We start from the raw sequence: 14,430 nt of genomic DNA on the forward strand, positions 1-14,430 counted from the left end.
GGCCGCGCCGCTGGCCGAGCCGCGCGTCGTCGTCGCGCCGCCGGTGCTGGGCGCGGCGCTGCTCGGGCTCGACCACCTCGCGGTGGGCACCCAGGCGCAGGACCGGCTGCGCGAGGCGTACGAGACGGACCGGCCGGTGGCCGCCTGACGCAGGCTCACCACATGCTCTCCCCCGCCGGATCCGCACATCCGGCGGGGGAGGGAACCGCGGCTCCGCACGCCCCCGGCGGGAACCGCACCACCGGCCCCGGTCGTGTCAAGCGGGTACCGACATCCGCCCCCGTCCGGGGAGACTGGTGCCATGGCCCCGTCCCGTGTCCTCCTCGCCGCCGCCCTGCTGGCCTGCGGCAGCGCAGCCGTCCTCGCCGGCTGCACGCCCGCCGACTCCGCTCCCACGGTGGCCGCCGCCTCCGCCGCCGCCCTGGCCGACGAGGGCGCCGACGACCTGCTGGACGAGGACGACGGCCTGTTCTACGAGGAGGAAGAGGAGGCCGGGCCCTACTCCCCCGGGGCCGGCCCGTCGGCCGTCACCCCGGCCGCCTCCGGGCCGTCCGCGGACCCTTCCGCCGATCCGTCTCCCGACCCGTCCGCGGACCAGCCGGCCGAGCCCTCTGCCGGGCCCTCCGCCCTGCCCTTCTCCGGGCCCGAGTGCGCCACCCCCACCGGGCTCCCCGGCCACGAGGTGCTCGTCGTCGTCTCCGCCGCCCCGGACGGACTCACCGCCCGGCCCGCCCGCTTCGGCTGCGGCCCGGTCGGCTACGAGCCCACCGGCGCCCCCACCCGCTACGGCTTCGCGACGGCTGGCGTGGCGGCGACCCTGATCGACGAGCCGTACGGCGACCCGGTCAGGCCCGTCCCGCTCCACGAGCTGATCGCCCACCTCGACGACTGCCTGGCCGGCCGCGAGCCGGCCGCCTCCCCGGACGGCTGCCACGGCAACGCCTACGACGTGGTGCTGGACTCCCACGGCCGGATCATGCGCATCGGCGAGGTCGCGGCGTCCTGACCGGGCCCGGCACGGCGGCGGCGCCCGCCCGCCGGACCTACGGCGCGACCAGCCCGAACTCGTAGGCCTGGATGACCAGGTGGACCCGGTCGCGGGCGTCGAGCTTGGTGAACAGCCGGGCGACGTGGGCCTTGGCGGTGGCCACGCTGATGGTCAGCTCCGCGGCGATCTCAGCGTTGGACAGACCCCGGCCGACCAGGGTGAGCACCTCGCGCTCGCGCCCGGTGACGGCCTCGGCGACGGGCCTGCGGGGCCGGGCCGTTCCCTGCGGCCGGGCGGCGAACTCGCCGATCAGCCGGCGGGTGATGCCGGGGGCCAGCAGGGCGTCCCCCGCGGCGACCACCCGGATGCCGTCCAGGATGGTCTCCAGGGCGAGGTCCTTGACCAGGAAGCCGCTCGCCCCGGCGCGCAGCGCGCCGTACACGTAGTCGTCGTCGTCGAAGGTGGTGAGGACGAGGACGTGGGTGGGCAGGCCGGGGTCGGCGGTGATCCGGCGGGTGGCCTCGATGCCGTCCGTGCCCGGCATCCGGATGTCCATCACGGCGACGTCGGGGCGCAGCCGGGCGACCAGGTCGACGGCCTCGGCGCCGTCGCCGGCCTCGCCGACCACCTCCAGGTCGGGGGCGTCGGCGATCAGCACGCGCAGGCCGGTGCGGATGAGCGGCTGGTCGTCGACCAGGACGACACGGATCACGGTCCCACCTCCACGGGGGGCTGGACGGAGGCCCGGACAGGGGCCTGAACGGGAGTCCGGGTGGGGGTCTGAGCGGGGGTTCGGACAGGGGTCTGGACGGGGGCGTCCTCGGGAGCGCCGTCGGGCAGCGGCAGCCGGGCGGCGACGAGGAAGCCGCCCCCGGGGCGCGGCCCCGCACCGAACTCGCCGTGCAGCAGGGCGACCCGCTCGCGCATGCCGGCCAGGCCATAGCCGGTGCCCGGGGTGCCGGTGGTGCCGGCCGCCGCCCCGGTGCCCCGGTCGGACACGGTGACGTCGAGCTCCCGCGGGCCGTAGACGACGGTGACGTGGCAGTCCCGGGTGCCGGAGTGCTTGATCACGTTGGTGACCGCCTCCTGGACGATCCGGTAGGCGGCCAGGTCCACCTCGGGCGGCAGCGGCCGGACCGCGCCGCGCCGGGTGAGCGCCACGTCGACCCAGGCGCCCGCCGCCCTCCGCACCAGCCGGTCCAACTCGCCGAGCCCGGGCACCGCTTCGAGCGGCGCGGGCTCCCCCTCGCCCTGCCGCAGCGCGCCGAGCATCCGGCGCAGCCCGGCCAGGGTCTCCCTGCTGGTGGCCTCGATGGCCTCCAGGGCGCCCCTGGTCTCGGCGGGCTGGGTGTCCATGACCCGGCTGCCCATGCCGGCCTGGATCGCGATGATGCCGATGTTGTGGGCCACCATGTCGTGCAGCTCGCGGGCGATCCGCAGCCGTTCGGCGGTGACGGCCTGCTCGGCGGCCCGGCCGCGCAGCGCCTCGGTGTGGGCGCGGCTCTGGTGCACGGTGTTGCCGACCAGCCAGGCGATCAGCACGGTCGTGGCGAGGCCCGTGTAGGCGAGCGGGTTGACGGGGTAGCCGATGGCGACGCCGTGGAGGAACAGTCCGGCGAGGGTGGCGAGCGGCAGCGCCAGGGCGCTCAGCGAGACGCGGCGGGAGCGGGTGGCCGCGCAGTAGCCGACCACCCCGTCGGCGATCAGGAACTGGAGCGGCGCGGTCTCCGGGACCCGCACCATCCCGAGCGCGAAGACGCCGCCCGCGAGCGCCACCGCGACGGCGGCCAGCGGCAGCCGGACCAGCAGCGCCGCAACCAGGGTGGTGACCACCGCGGTGACCGTCAGCGGCATGTCCTCCAGGTTGCCCTGGTAGGAGAGCAGGTGGCGCAGCTCGTCCTCGCGGGTGAGGAAGCGGAAGGCGACCAGCGCCGTCCAGAGCGCCCCCACCCACACGCCCGCGGGCAGGCGCCTGAGCAGCGGCGGGCGGGGTTCGGTGATCATGGCGCGATGGTAGCGGCGGGCCTCCGGGCGGCACATCGGCCCGGGGGCGTAATCCCGGGGGCCAGTGCGGCGGCCCGTGGTTGTGGCCCGCGGCCCGATGCCGGGGACCGGCTCCGACCGGCACCGTTGGCCCCGTGATCGAGATCGAGCGACTGACCAAGCGGTACGGCGCCACCACGGCCGTCGACCGGCTGACCTTCACCGTCCGGCCCGGCGCCGTGACCGGTTTCCTGGGCCCCAACGGCGCCGGGAAGTCCACCACGCTGCGGATGATCCTGGGCCTGGACACCCCCACCGGGGGCACCGTCACGGTGGCCGGGGTGCCCTTCGCGAGCCGGCCACGCGGTCTGCGGCACGTCGGCGCCCTGCTGGACGCGGGCGACGTGCACGGCGGGCGCACCGGCCGGGCGCACCTGGCGGCGCTGGCCCGCGGCAACCGCATCCCGCTCGGCCGGGTGGACGAGGTACTGGCGGAGGTCGGCCTCGGCGGGGCCGCCGGACGACGCATCGGCGGCTACTCGCTGGGCATGCGGCAGCGGCTGGGCATCGCGGGCGCGCTGCTCGGCGACCCTCCGGTGCTGCTGTTCGACGAGCCGCTGAACGGGCTGGACCCGGAGGGCGTGCGCTGGCTGCGCGGACTGTTCCGGCGGCTCGCCGACGAGGGGCGCACGGTCTTCGTCTCCAGCCACATGATGGCCGAGATGGAGCACACCGCCGACCACCTGGTGGTGATCGGGCGCGGCCGGCTGATCGCCGACGAGAGCCTGACCGAGTTCGCCGCCCGGGCCGGCCGGGCGACCGTCACCGTCCGGACTGCCGAACCCGACCGGCTGGCGGGCGTGCTGACGGCGGCGGGCGCCACCGTCGGGACCGGCCGGGACGGCGCCCTCGCGGTGTCCGGCCTGGACGCCACCCGGATCGGTGAACTCGCCCTGGAGCAGCGCCTGTTGCTGCACACCCTGACCACCAGGAGCGCCTCCCTGGAGGAGGCGTTCATGGAACTGACCGCCGACAGCGTCGAGTACCCCGCCGGAGAGTCCCGTTGAACACCATGACCGTCGACCACCACGCCGGGCCCCGCGCCCACGCCGAGCCCCGCGCCCGCTTCGCCGACCTGCTGGCCGCCGAGTGGATCTCGTTCTGGTCGCTGCGCTCGGTCCGCTGGGTGCTCGGCCTCAGCGCCCTGGCGATCGTCGCCGCCGGCCTCAAGTCCGCGCTGTACACCCGCGACCACTACACCCCCGGCGAGGACGACCCCGCGGTCATGGCGCAGGTGGCGCTGCACGACGCGTTCGACCTCGCCGGCGCCGACATCCTGATGCTGGTCGCGGGCGGCATCGGCGCGATCGTCATCGCGGGCGAGTACGCGACCGGGCTGATCCGCACCACGCTGGCCGCCGTGCCCGACCGCCGGGCGGTGATCGTCGCCAAGGCCTGCGTGTCGGCGGCCGTGCTGTTCGGCTACGGGGTGCTCACCGTGGGTGTCTCCTTCGGCCTGACCCAGGCGATCCTCTCCGACGCCGGCATCGGACAGTCCCTCACCGACCCGACCGCCCTGCGGTACGTCGCGGCGGCGGTGCTGTTCGGCCCGGTCTGCGCACTGGTCGGGCTGGGCCTGGGCACCCTGATCCGGCACGGCGCCGGCGCCGTGGTCGGCACCGTCGTGGTGCTGTTCTTCGTCCCCTCGCTGGTCACCGAGCGCTACCGGTGGAGCGCCGACCTGCTGCACGCCCTGCCGCTGCCCGCCTGGCAGCGGCTGGCCAGGACCACCCTGGTGGGCCAGCGCCCGTCCGAGTACCCGGCCACCGTCGCGGGCTCCTGGATCACCTTCGCGGCCTGGTCGCTGGCCTCGGTGGCCGTCGCGGCGCTCGCGATCCGGCGCCGGGACCACTGACGGCCACCCCGGGACCACTGACGGCCACCAGGACCACCGGCCGCCACCGGTCCGGCCCGGGCATCCGGGCCGGCCCCGGGTCAGGGCCCGTCCCCCAGCCGGGGCCCGCGGGCCCGGAAGCTGCCCCGGCCGGAGGACATGTCGGCGACCGCCACCAGCAGCGCGGCCAGCACCAGGCCGGCCGCGACCGTCACCCCGAGCTGGAAGGCGAGCGCCCAGTCCGGGCGAGGCCCGGCGGCGTGGGCGAAGAACACCGAGCCGACGACGGCGATGCCCACCGCCGAGCCGACCCGCTGCGCGGTCTGCAACACCCCGCCCGCGCTGCCCGCCCTGGCCACCGGCACCTGCTGGAGGGTCAGCGTCTGGTTCGGGGCGATCACCAGTCCGCTGCCGATCCCGGCGACCAGCAGCGGCAGCGCCGTCGTCCAGCCCACGTGCGGCCCGGACCACAGCTGCACCGCGAGCGCCGAGGCCAGCAGGCCGGCCAGCACCAGCACCAGTCCGGCCACCACCAGCCGCCGCCCCAGCCGGCTCACCAGGCGCCCGCCCACCGCCGCGGCCACGCCCGAGCCGACCGCGAACGGGGTGATCGCCAGGCCCGCCGTCAGCGCCGAGTAGTGCAGGCCCGCCTGGAGGTAGAGCGTGAAGATGAAGAAGATCGCGGTGAACCCGGCGAAGTACACCAGCGACAGCAGCGTCCCCGCCGCGTACGAGCGCACCGCGAACAGCGCCATGCTGACCAGTGGTTCGCGCCGTCGCCCGTAGTGCAGCTCCCAGCCGACGAAGGCGACGAGCAGCACCGCCGCGAGCGGCAGCAGCAGCCAGCGGGTCGCGCCGTGCCACTGCTGCGCCTGGACGAACGGCAGGAGCAGCGCGACCGTCCCGGCGCCGAGCAGCAGCACCCCGACCGGGTCGAAGTCCCGGTGCCCGGCCCGCTCGGCGGCGGGCGGCGGCGCCGGCAGCAGCCGGTAGGCGATCGGCAGCGCGGCGACGCCGATCGGCAGGTTGACCAGGAACACCCAGCGCCAGCCGTTCTCCGGGCCGACGGCGTGGATCAGCAGGCCGCCGAGCAGCGGCCCGACGGCGGTGGACAGCCCGATGGTCGAGCCGAGCGCGCCGAAGGCCCGGCCGCGGTCGGCGCCCTGGAACAGCACCTGGATGAAGCCGGACACCTGCGGCACCAGCACCCCGCCGGCGGCGCCCTGGAACAGCCGCGCCAGCACCAGCCACTCCTGGTTCTGCGCCGCCCCGGCGAGCGCGCTCGCCACGGTGAACAGCGCGAGCCCGGCGAGGAAGACGGCCCGCCGGCTGCGCGCGTCGCCGAGCCGCCCGGAGGGCACCAGCACCAGGCCGAAGGCCAGCGCGTAGCCGCTGAGCACCCACTGGAGGCCGCTGTCGGACATGTGCAGCTCGTCCCGTACGGTCGGCAGCGCGACGTTGACGATGCTGACGTCCAGCAGGGTCATGAACCCGGCGACCAGGCAGACCGCGAGTGCCCGCCAGCGGCGGGCGGCGGCCCGGCCGCCGACGGCGGTGGCGCCTGGCTGCGTCGGCTGCGTGGAACTGCGCGGAGGGTCGGCGGTCATGGGAGCCCCTTCCCGGGGGTCCGGGGGCGTCCGGGCCGACGGGCGGCCGTCGGTCGACTTCGCTCGGCCCATCCTCGCCCGGCCCTCCCGGGGCCGCCACCCCGGGCCGTCACGCCGTGTCACCTGCCCACGACCACCCCCGGATCACGCAACCGGGCCGCTCCCCCGGGCCGCAGCCGGCCGCGTCACCCGAACGGCCGAACCGGATCGCGACCGGCGCCCGCACCCCGGAGGCTGACGGCATGACCGTCGCCACCGAGACCCCGCCGTCCGCCCCACCGGTGCTGGACGTCCGGCAGCGGAACGTCGTCTTCGGCACCATCGTGCTCGGCATGCTGCTGGCCGCCCTGGACCAGACCATCGTCGGCACCGCGCTGCCCACCATCGTCGCGGACCTGGGCGGGGCCGCCCACATGTCCTGGGTGGTGACGTCCTACCTGCTGGCCGAGACGGTGGCCACCGTGCTGGCCGGCAAGTTCGGCGACCTGTACGGCCGCAAGCTGCTGTTCCAGGTCTCGGCGATCGTCTTCGTCGGCGGCTCGTTCCTGTGCGGCCTGGCGACCGACATGACGCTGCTGATCGCCTGGCGGGCCGTGCAGGGCATCGGCGCGGGCGGCCTGATGGTCACCTCGATGGCGCTGATCGCGGACGTCATCCCGCTGCGCGAGCGCGGCAAGTACCAGGGCGCGATCGGCGCGGTGTTCGGCGTGGCCACGGTGATCGGGCCGCTGCTGGGCGGGCTGTTCACCGACCACCTGTCCTGGCGCTGGGCGTTCTACGTCAACGTGCCGATCGCGGTCGTGGTGGTGGCGGCGGCCGCCAGGACCATCCCCTCGGTGCGCTCGGTGGTCCGCCCGGTCGTCGACTACCTGGGCATCGTGCTGGTCGCGGCCGGCGCCGGCGCGCTGATCCTGGCGACGAGTTGGGGCGGCAACCAGTACGCCTGGAGCTCCGGGGTGATCATCGGCCTGTTCGTCGGCGGCGCGCTGGCGCTCGGCCTGTTCTGCTGGGTGGAGACCAGGGCGGCCGAACCGATGCTGCCGATGCGGCTGTTCCGCAACCCGGTGTTCACGGTCTGCTCGGTGCTCAGCTTCATCGTCGGCTTCGCCATGCTCGGCGCGCTGACCTTCCTGCCGACCTTCCTCCAGTACGTGGACGGCGACTCGGCGACCGTCTCCGGCGTCCGGACGCTGCCGATGGTGATCGGTCTGCTGATCGCCTCGGTCGGCAGCGGCAACGCGGTCAGCAAGACCGGGCAGTACCGGCTGTTCCCGATCGTCGGCACCGCGGTGATGGCCGTCGGCCTCTACCTGCTCTCCCGGCTGGAACCCGGCACCGGCACCTTCCTGGCGTCCTGCTACATGTTCGTGCTCGGCGTCGGCATCGGGCTGAGCATGCAGGTGCTCACCATCGCCGTGCAGAACACCGTCGACTACGCCGACCTCGGCACCGCCACCTCCGGGGTGACCTTCTTCCGCACCATCGGCAGCTCCTTCGGCACCGCGGTGTTCGGCACCATCTACGCCAACAGCCTGAACACCGAACTCGGCCGGGGCGTCGACACCGCCGCCCGGCTCACCGGCGCCGACCCCGCCGTGCTCGGCCGCGCCGCCGAGAGCCCCCAGGGCCTGCACCAGCTGCCGGCCGACCAGGCCGCGCCGATCATCCAGGCCTACTCCGACGCCCTGCACACGGTGTACCTGTGGACCATCCCGGTGGCCGTGGTCGGCTTCGTGGTGGCGCTCTTCCTCAAGCAGGTGCAGCTGCGTGACACCGCCAGGGCGGGCTCCACCGACATGGGCGAGGGCTTCGCCCAGCCGACCACCCCCGACTCCGACCCGCACCTGGAGTACTCGGTCTGCAAGATCGTCCGCGGGGTGGACCTCGACACCGTCCGGACGATCGTCTCCGACGCCGGCACCCGGGTGGACCTGGCCGGAGCCTGGGCGCTGATGGAGGTGACCGGCCACACCAAGGCCGTCGGCCACGCCTCGCTCGACCTCATCGCCGCCCGCAAACGGGTGCCGCCCGAGGTCCTGGAGCCGGTCTTCGACCGGATGTCCGCCGAGGGCTACCTGCTCCGCGAGGGCGACCGGCTCTCCCCCACCGAGGCCGGCACCCGGGAGATCCGCTCCCTCGGCCGCGCCTGGTCCGACTGGCTCAACGCCCGCCTCGACGCCGACGCCGGCCGCCCCCGCAGCCCCGGGCTCCGCGCCGCGGCCGACGCCATCGCCTGGCGCCTCCTGGTCGAGGACCTCACCAACGGCCTCCCCGCCCACGCTCGCCCCAAGGACGCCGCCAGGGCCTGACCCGGCCGCTACAGGCGGGTGGTGTCGAGGTCGATGTCGAAGGGCTCCGGGAGGCGGACGGGCGTACCGAAGGGGTGCGGACCGCTCTCGGCGGCGTAGCCGAGCCGGGTCGGCTCGCTGTACAGGGTGCAGCTGCGGTTCTGCCGGTCGACCAGGAGGTAGAGCGGAGCACCGTACTGGCCGTAGCGGCGGCGCTTGACCACGCGGTCGGTTTCCGCGTTGGAGGGGGAGCTGACCTCGACGATCAGGAGAGTCTGATCGGGCAGCAGCGCGCCTTCGGTCTTCTCGGCGAGTTCGGCCGGCACGACGGCCAGGTCCGGGATGTACCAGTTCTCGCTGCCGGGCAGGTCGAGGTCGCCGGACCCGGACACCAGATCCAGCTGCTCCAGACGCGGGGTGATCTGGCGGCGGACGACCTCAGCGGCGGACTCGTGCGCCCACGATGGCGACATGGGGGTGATGACTCCCTCGATGATCTCGGTGCGGTCGCCCGCCGTATGCCGGATCGCGTACTTCAGTGCCCTCTCGGGGTCGCTGACGATGCTGTAGTCGCCAGGGACCTGGGGTGCCGTACTCACAACGCGTCTCCTTCCCATTGCGGATTCTCTCCCAGACCGTACGGCCATTCCCTCGATCGACCGGGATCGGACGTGTCTCGACCGTCGGACCTCCCTGTCCGACCGGTTCATGCCGGAACCCGTTGTCAGTCGGCCGGAACCTCCACCGGAACCGGGGCCGGGGCGGGGAGGTGGCGGCGGGAGGAGAGGACGATCACGGCGAGGCTGGCGAGGGCCAGGGCCGTCACCACGCTGAGCATCACGGCGTAGGAGGCCAGCGGGGAGAGCGCCGCGAGCGCCGCGGGGAGCAGGAAGCCGGAGTAGCACAGCGCGTAGTAGACGCCGGTGATGCCGGCCAGGTCGTCGGGGGTGACGATGCGCTGGATCTCCAGCAGGCCGGAGACCACCCCGATGCCGTAGGCGGCGCCGAGGAAGACCGCGCCGCACAGGCCGAGCAGCGGGGAGCGGAGCGCCGCGTCGCCGGCGCAGACCGCCATGCCGCAGGCCATCAGCACCATGGAGACGATGACGCCGCGCGCCGAGGAGAAGGAGTCCAGGCGCTTGGCGAAGGGCTGGACGAGGGCGCCGGTGCCCAGGGTGAGGACGGTCAGCAGGGTCGCGTAGGCCAGCGACCAGTGGCCGAGCCGGTCACCGACCAGCTGCGGGGTCACCGCGTAGGCGACGCCGGCCGAGCCGAACACCCACGGGGCCATCGGCAGGATGACCCGGACGAAGCGCCGGTGCCCGGCCGCCGGGACCTTGAGGTCGGCCCAGAGGCCGCGGACGGCGGCGGTACGGGCCCTGGTCTCCACGGCCTTCGGCAGCAGGAACAGCGCGGGCAGGGTGACCAGCAGGTGGGCGAGGTACGGGGTGACCATCGGCCAGGGGCCCCACTGGGCGAGCACGCCGGCCACCCCGGCGCCGAGGCCGAAGCCGAGGGTCAGGGCGAGCGAGGCGCGGCGGGCACCGGCCCCCGGGTCGGCGGCCGGGTCGTGCGGGGCCTGGGAGAGCTCCTTGACCCAGCTGGTGCCGACCGCCATCGCGATGCCGACGGCTATGCCGGTGAGGAACCGCCCCGCGTAGATGGGGAGTTCACCGGTGACACCGCCGCACAGCACTCCGCTGGCGGCCAGCGAGACGGCCACCGCGCCGATCATCAGCGGGCGCCGCCCGTAGCGGTCCGAGGCCGCGCCGCCGACCAGCAGCCCGGGGACCAGCCCGAGGACGTACGCCCCCAGGAAGGCGTCCACGGTGACCTCGGAGTAGCCGCCGAGGTCGCGGTACATCAGCAGCAGCGGGGTGAACTGGTTGCCGCCCCACCCGCAGCAGAGCATGGCCAGGGCCGCGAGCAGCCAGGGCCTCCCCCGGCCTGACGGTGCGACGGGTCCGGCGGACGGCTGCCGGGTGGTGCTCATGGTGGTGCTGCTCCTTGTCGGATGGCCGGATGGCCGGATGGGTCGGCGTACCGGCCTGACGGTGCGTCAACATGACGGCATGACGGCATGACGGATCGCCGGGTCCCGGCGGTCCGTCGGGGCGGGCGCGCGAACGGGTGCCGCGCGCCGGAAGGACGGGAAGCTCAGCGGTCGGTGACGGTGCGGTGGGCGTCCAGGTGGGCGCGCAGCGCGGCGGTGAAGCCCTCGGCGTCGCGGGCGGCGATCCGCCCGACCAGCACGGTGTGTTCCTCGACCAGCGAGGCCAGCCGCTGCGGCTGCCGCTCCGGCCGCTCCTGGAGCAGCTGGACGGCCATTCGGCGCTGGCGGTCGCGCAGCGTCCCGTAGAAGCGTTCGGCCAGCTGGTTGCCGGCGGCCGTCACGATGCCCCGGTGGAAGGCCTCGTCGGCGTCGGCGAAGGCGCCGAGGTCGGCCCGGCGGGCGGGTTCGCGCTGCTGGTCGATCAGCCCGGTCAGCTGCCGCACCAGCGCGTCGAGGCCGTCCGGGCGGCGGGTGATCCGGCGCACGGCGGTGCTCTCCAGCGCCTCGCGCAGCTCCAGCACGTCCTCGGCCTCACCGGGCCCGACCGGCACCACGACGGCTCCGCGCTTGGGGAAGAGCTGGAGCAGACCCTCGGCCTGCAACCGCAGGAAGGCCTCCCGGACCGGGGTGCGGCTGAGCGAGGCGCGCTCGGCGATCTCGCCCTCGCTGATCAGCGTGCCGCCGGGGAGGCCCCCGCCGAGGATGAGGTCCTTGGTCAGTTCGTACGCGCGGTCCGCGGCCGGGACGCGAGCGGGAGGCGGGGTGTCGGCCATGGATCACACCGTAGCACCATAGACGCAAGCTTGGATGCAACAGCCCGGGACGGATCGTGGTGACCACCGGCAGCATCGATTTCCGCAGCATCGATTTCCGTACTGCTCAGGGCCGGAACAATGCGCTTTCTCACTCCCTCCCCCAGGACCGAGGATGGGCGGGCCAGCCAGCCAGCCGGGAGGAAGCCTTGTCCCCTGTGTCGCCAGCCCTGCCGCCCGTCGATCCGGGTCTGCTGCCGCTCACCGCCGAGTACCGCCCCGAGGGCCTGTCCGTCGGCGGTGTGCTCCTGAGCGAGGCGGCCCGCCGGTACGGCACGCCGCTGTTCGTCTACGACGAGGAGCACCTGCGCCGGCGCTGCCGGGAGGCGGTGGCCGCCTTCGGCCGGGGCAACGTCGCCTACGCCTCCAAGGCCTTCCTGTGCACCGCGATGGCCCGCCTGGCCGCCGAGGAGGGCCTGCTGCTGGACGTCGCCTCCGGCGGCGAGCTGCGCACCGCCCTGTACGCCGGGGTGGCCCCGGACCGGATCGTGCTGCACGGCAACAACAAGGACGAGGCCGAACTGCGCACCGCGCTGACCGTCGGCCTGCGCCACATCGTGGTGGACAGCTTCGACGAGCTGGACCGGATCGAGCGGCTGCACCGCGAGGAGGGCCTGCCGCCGGCCCGGATCCAGCTGCGGGTGGCGCCCGGCGTCGCGGCCGGCGCCCACCAGGCCATCCAGACCGGCGGCCACGACTCCAAGTTCGGCTTCGGCCTCGCCGACGGCGCCGCCGCGGCCGCGGTGCGCCGGGCCGAGGCCTCCGCCGCCGTCCGGCTGGAGGGCGTCCACGCCCACGTCGGCTCCCAGGTGCTGGACCCTGCCGAGCTGGCCGACGGAGCCGCCGCGGTGGCCCGGTTCGCGGTGGAGCACGGCCTGCGCCGGCTGACCGTCGGCGGCGGCCTGGGCGTGGCCTACCTGAGCGGGCAGAGCGCCCCGTCCTTCGCCGTCTGGGCCGAGCGGGTCCACGCGGCGGTGCGCGGCGCGGGCTGGAGCGGCGAGGTGGCCGTCGAGCCCGGCCGCTCGATCGCCGCCAGGGCGGGGCTGACCCTGTACCGGGTCGGCACCGTCAAGCGGATCGAGGACGTGCGCACCTACGTCAGCGTGGACGGCGGGATGAGCGACAACCTGCGCCCCGCGCTGTACGGCGCCCGCTACGAGGCCTTCCTGCCGCGCTGCCCCGAGGCCCCCCGCCCGCGGCGCGCCCGGCTGGTCGGCAAGCACTGCGAGAGCGGCGACGTGATCATCGACGACGCCGCGCTCCCCGCCGACCTGCGGGTCGGCGACCTGCTGGCCACCCCGGTGACCGGCGCCTACGGCTACGCCATGGCGTCCAACTACAACAAGCTGCCGAGGCCCGCCGTGGTCTTCGTCCGGAACGGCGAGGCCCGTCTGGTGGTGCGCCGGGAGACCGAGCACGACCTGCTCCGGCTGGACGTCGCCGCCACCGGGGACGGCACCACGGGCGGCACCGGGGAACCGGTGGCCGCGGCGCGGGCGTACACGTCCTGATCCACGACACAGGCCTTAGCCTGGGCCGATGCTGAACAGCGCCCGTCTGCTCGTCCTCCTGGAGATCGCCCGCCGGGGCACCATCGTGGCCGCGGCCCAGGCCCTGCACCTGAGCCCGTCCGCCATCTCGCACCAGCTCGCCCGCCTGGAGCAGGAGCTGGGCGTCGCCCTGGTGGAGCGGGCTCCGCAGTCGCTGCGCCTGACGCCCGCCGGTGTCCGGCTGGCCGAGCACGCCCAGGCGATCGCCGATCTGATGGCCGTGGCGCAGGACGACCTGCGGGCGCACTCGGAGGGCGCGGCGGGCGTGCTGCGGCTCGGCTTCTTCGCGTCCGCGGGGCTGGACCTGCTGCCCCGGGCGCTGGCCGCGTTCGCCGCCGGGCACCCCCAGGTGGAGCTGGAGCTCATCATGGGCCAGCCGCACGAGCTGGTCCCCGACCTGGAGGCGGGCCGGCTGGACGCGGCCGTCGTCTTCGAGCACCCGCTGGACCCCTGGTGCCGCCAGGCGGCGGTGGACGTGCGGATGTACTTCGACGAGCCGCAGCTGGTCGTGGTGCCGCTGCGGCACCGGCTCGGGCGGCGCTCGGTGGTGCGGCTCGCCGAGCTGGAGGGCGAGAGCTGGATCGGCACCCACGGCGGCAGCACCGGCGAGCCGGTGCTCGAACGCGCCTGCGCGGCCGAGGGGTTCCGCCCCCGGGTGCGCTGCCGCAGCGACCACTACCAGGTCACCATCAACCTCGCGCGGGCCGGCATGGGCGTCGCGCTGATCCCGGCGCTCGGCCTGGCCGACAGCGCCGGGGTACACGTCTGCCGGCTGGACCACCCCCAGCTGCACCGCCGGATCGGCGTGGCCACCCGGGCCACCAACCTCAACCCGGTGCTCCAGGCCTTCCTCACCGAACTCGGCTCCGCCGCAGGGGAGATCAGGTCACTGCTCGACATGCAGTGGGCGGACTGACCTCCCCGCGGGAGGCGGCCGGTCCGGGCGCCGGGCCGCGGGCCGGCGGGTGTGCCGTGCCGCACGGACCGGCATCCGCCCGTTGACGGGAAACCGATGGTCCGTCGGACATCCGCACTCCTGGTCGCCGCCGCGGCCCTGCTGTCCGCCGCGGCGACCCACGACCAGTACGCCCCGGCCTCCGTCCTCGCCGACGAGGCCGAGGACGCCGAGGACGCGGGCACCGCGGGTGGACACACCCCGCGAGGCCTCCGGCCGGCCACCCGGTGGCCGGCCGGTTCAGGCGGCCCGCTGGGCCCAGGCCGCGAGGGCCCGGCCGACGTCGCGGATGGCGTGCAC

Annotated in this window: 13 protein-coding genes; 7 read left to right on the forward strand and 6 right to left on the reverse strand. The window is 75.0% G+C overall.

Annotated features, from left to right (window positions below; translation table 11 throughout):
- The first annotated feature begins 301 nt into the window (after nt 1–301).
- Nucleotides 302–1,006 (forward strand): hypothetical protein, encoded by a 705-nt coding sequence (locus BU198_RS22085; protein WP_188298599.1) that lies wholly within the window; start codon nt 302–304, stop codon nt 1,004–1,006.
- 37 nt (nt 1,007–1,043) lie between these two features.
- Here BU198_RS22085 and BU198_RS22090 read toward each other — a convergent pair whose 3' ends face one another.
- A complete protein-coding gene (locus BU198_RS22090; protein WP_188298600.1) occupies nt 1,044–1,700 on the reverse strand; it encodes a response regulator in 657 nt (218 codons plus the stop codon).
- Entirely contained in the window at nt 1,697–2,992 is a 1,296-nt protein-coding gene (locus BU198_RS22095) for a sensor histidine kinase (RefSeq protein WP_188298601.1), read from the reverse strand. Before BU198_RS22095 ends, BU198_RS22090 begins: the two co-directional genes overlap by 4 nt.
- A gap of 134 nt (nt 2,993–3,126) precedes the next feature.
- Between BU198_RS22095 and BU198_RS22100 the strand changes: the two genes are divergently transcribed.
- Nucleotides 3,127–4,038, forward strand: a complete 912-nt coding sequence (locus BU198_RS22100; protein WP_188298602.1) for an ABC transporter ATP-binding protein — start codon at nt 3,127–3,129, stop codon at nt 4,036–4,038.
- Nucleotides 4,039–4,043: 5 nt separating this feature from the next.
- Nucleotides 4,044–4,886 carry an ABC transporter permease subunit gene (locus BU198_RS22105; protein WP_188295415.1) on the forward strand — a complete coding sequence of 281 codons (843 nt, stop codon included), beginning with the start codon at nt 4,044–4,046 and terminating at the stop codon, nt 4,884–4,886.
- A gap of 80 nt (nt 4,887–4,966) precedes the next feature.
- On the opposite strand, the gene BU198_RS22110 is transcribed toward BU198_RS22105, so the two are convergent.
- Entirely contained in the window at nt 4,967–6,472 is a 1,506-nt protein-coding gene (locus tag BU198_RS22110) for an MFS transporter (RefSeq protein ID WP_188295410.1), read from the reverse strand.
- A 242-nt stretch (nt 6,473–6,714) separates the two neighbouring features.
- Between BU198_RS22110 and BU198_RS22115 the strand changes: the two genes are divergently transcribed.
- A complete protein-coding gene (locus BU198_RS22115) occupies nt 6,715–8,781 on the forward strand; it encodes an MDR family MFS transporter (protein WP_188295411.1) in 2,067 nt (688 codons plus the stop codon).
- Nucleotides 8,782–8,789: 8 nt separating this feature from the next.
- Here the strand turns inward: BU198_RS22115 and BU198_RS22120 are convergent, their stop codons facing one another.
- The 3 genes from BU198_RS22120 to BU198_RS22130 all read right to left on the reverse strand — a co-directional run bounded on the left by BU198_RS22120 (nt 8,790) and on the right by BU198_RS22130 (nt 11,586).
- Nucleotides 8,790–9,359, reverse strand: a complete 570-nt coding sequence (locus BU198_RS22120; RefSeq protein ID WP_317619950.1) for a Uma2 family endonuclease — start codon at nt 9,357–9,359, stop codon at nt 8,790–8,792.
- 125 nt (nt 9,360–9,484) lie between these two features.
- Nucleotides 9,485–10,753, reverse strand: coding sequence for an MFS transporter (locus tag BU198_RS22125; protein ID WP_188295413.1), 1,269 nt, complete (start codon nt 10,751–10,753; stop codon nt 9,485–9,487).
- A gap of 164 nt (nt 10,754–10,917) precedes the next feature.
- Nucleotides 10,918–11,586, reverse strand: coding sequence for a GntR family transcriptional regulator (locus tag BU198_RS22130; RefSeq protein WP_188295414.1), 669 nt, complete (start codon nt 11,584–11,586; stop codon nt 10,918–10,920).
- A 197-nt stretch (nt 11,587–11,783) separates the two neighbouring features.
- Here BU198_RS22130 and lysA point away from each other — a divergent pair, with 197 nt between their 5' ends.
- The 3 genes from lysA to BU198_RS22145 all read left to right on the forward strand — a co-directional run.
- Nucleotides 11,784–13,136: a diaminopimelate decarboxylase gene (lysA, locus tag BU198_RS22135; protein WP_317620258.1), complete on the forward strand. Its 1,353-nt coding sequence runs from the start codon at nt 11,784–11,786 to the stop codon at nt 13,134–13,136.
- A gap of 28 nt (nt 13,137–13,164) precedes the next feature.
- Nucleotides 13,165–14,091 (forward strand): LysR family transcriptional regulator, encoded by a 927-nt coding sequence (locus tag BU198_RS22140; RefSeq protein ID WP_188298603.1) that lies wholly within the window; start codon nt 13,165–13,167, stop codon nt 14,089–14,091.
- Nucleotides 14,092–14,187: 96 nt separating this feature from the next.
- On the forward strand, nt 14,188–14,430 hold a 243-nt coding region (locus BU198_RS22145; protein WP_223244765.1), incomplete at its 3' end, for a hypothetical protein.

It is taken from the genome of Streptomyces sp. CBMA156, assembly GCF_014596515.1.
Lineage (GTDB): Bacteria > Actinomycetota > Actinomycetes > Streptomycetales > Streptomycetaceae > Kitasatospora.

Bases quoted from the DNA above. Each gene is read 5' to 3' on its own strand.
- BU198_RS22085 (WP_188298599.1), top strand. From the start codon at position 302: ATGGCCCCGTCCCGTGTCCTCCTCGCCGCCGCCCTGCTGGCCTGCGGC.
- BU198_RS22095 (WP_188298601.1), bottom strand. From the start codon at position 2,992: ATGATCACCGAACCCCGCCCGCCGCTGCTCAGGCGCCTGCCCGCGGGC.
- BU198_RS22105 (WP_188295415.1), top strand. From the start codon at position 4,044: ATGACCGTCGACCACCACGCCGGGCCCCGCGCCCACGCCGAGCCCCGC.
- BU198_RS22110 (WP_188295410.1), bottom strand. From the start codon at position 6,472: ATGACCGCCGACCCTCCGCGCAGTTCCACGCAGCCGACGCAGCCAGGC.
- BU198_RS22115 (WP_188295411.1), top strand. From the start codon at position 6,715: ATGACCGTCGCCACCGAGACCCCGCCGTCCGCCCCACCGGTGCTGGAC.
- BU198_RS22125 (WP_188295413.1), bottom strand. From the start codon at position 10,753: ATGAGCACCACCCGGCAGCCGTCCGCCGGACCCGTCGCACCGTCAGGC.
- BU198_RS22130 (WP_188295414.1), bottom strand. From the start codon at position 11,586: ATGGCCGACACCCCGCCTCCCGCTCGCGTCCCGGCCGCGGACCGCGCG.
- BU198_RS22140 (WP_188298603.1), top strand. From the start codon at position 13,165: ATGCTGAACAGCGCCCGTCTGCTCGTCCTCCTGGAGATCGCCCGCCGG.